Genomic DNA, 1,370 nt, shown 5'->3' on the forward strand with positions numbered 1-1,370 from the left:
CTTACAAGCCGGACTTTTTTTTAAGCCAGTCCAGCTCCATCTTTAGCCGCCCGATCTCGCCATACAAACGATCTTCGCCGTCTCGTGCCGCCTCCGGTTTTGGACCGCGCTTGTTCTCAAACAACGCGCCGGCGTTAGCGAGAATTTCCTTCTTCCATTGCCCAACCATCACTGGATGCACGTCATACAGCTGCGCTATCTCGTTGATCGTCTTCACGCCGCGCACCGCTTCCAAGCCCACCTTCGCCTTGAACTCTGCGCCGTGAATCTTCCTCTTTTTGCTTTCCACCATTCGCCTTCATCCACTTTCAGACCACAGCTTAAACCGTTGTCTCAAAAGCGGGGGCCACTTTAGGCTGCCTGGTTTGCTGGCGCAAAAACTTGGCATCTTCAACGAAAACCGGTTTTTGTCGGGCGACCGCATCAACCACCGTCGGCACGCTTGCATCATAGCGATCGCGAATTCGAACGGTCTTGCGATTCTCGAAATCGACGCCGCTGAGGTGCTCGATAAACGTGGTCACGAAATGCTGGCGCGTTTGCTCGCCGTCACTGACGATATCGATGCCCGCATGTTGCTGTTCCTGCAGTGACAAACGCAAAGCATCCTGTTTGCCCTCGATTAATCCCTGATCCTGCAATTTCCAGGGTGACCAGAGTTTCTCGGGCTCTGCAAGCCAGGACGGTTTAGGTAAGCTGCCAGCAGTGGATGTAGGTAGCAGTTTTTTCACGGTAGACGACCTTGCTTTTTTGTTAGTCAACGAGCGTAGTCACGGACCACTGCTCAAGAATGGTTTGGTATGGTTTGATAAATTGCTCCTCAACAAACCTTCCCTGCTCAACAGCCAGCCGGCTGCGTTCTTCCCGATCGTAATCAATTCGAGTCAGAGAAAAATCATGGTGCTTCAAACTGGGCTGATAGAATTTTCCTGCTGGAGAATTCGCATTGTAAATCTCAGGCCGGTAAATCTTCTGGAAGGTATCCATCGTACTGATGGTGCTGATGAGCTCGAGATTGGTGTAATCAGCAAGCAAATCGCCAGTAAAGTAAAACGCCAAAGGCGCAATACTATTCGGAGGCATGAAATAAGTGTTCAGGAAAAACGGATTTCAAATTCCGAGCCATAGCCGCCGAGCAGCTTGGCGATCTCTGTATCGATGGTTTCCTTCGTCCAGGTGACGAAGCGCCGCCAGTGATACTTGGCGTGTTTCCAGACGATTTCGATCAAGTTCAGCTCGGGACTGTACGGCGGCAGATAGAAGAGCACCATCCGATGGTCGAGAAACCAGCGGTCGATGGTTTGCTGATCGATGTTGTGATGAATCGAGGCGTTATCGAGCACCACCACAGTCATCAGGCCGGGCGCGCC

At 51.8% G+C, this 1,370-nt stretch carries 1 protein-coding gene and 3 pseudogenes; all 4 read right to left on the reverse strand.

Annotation, left to right across the window (positions count from 1 at the left end; translation table 11 throughout):
- Positions 1-7 precede the first annotated feature (7 nt).
- A pseudogene (locus BSU04_RS09790) lies at positions 8-292 on the reverse strand (transposase); the annotation flags it as partial.
- Between the two features lie 61 nt (positions 293-353).
- A pseudogene (locus tag BSU04_RS09795) lies at positions 354-731 on the reverse strand (methionine synthase); the annotation flags it as partial.
- 22 nt (positions 732-753) lie between these two features.
- Positions 754-1,089, reverse strand: a pseudogene (locus BSU04_RS09800) (putative oxygenase MesX); the annotation flags it as partial.
- Between the two features lie 5 nt (positions 1,090-1,094).
- The coding region (locus tag BSU04_RS09805; protein ID WP_089159950.1) for a transposase at positions 1,095-1,370 on the reverse strand (276 nt) is incomplete at its 5' end.

The organism is Caballeronia sordidicola (assembly GCF_002220365.1).
GTDB classification, from domain to species: Bacteria; Pseudomonadota; Gammaproteobacteria; order Burkholderiales; family Burkholderiaceae; genus Caballeronia; species Caballeronia sordidicola_C.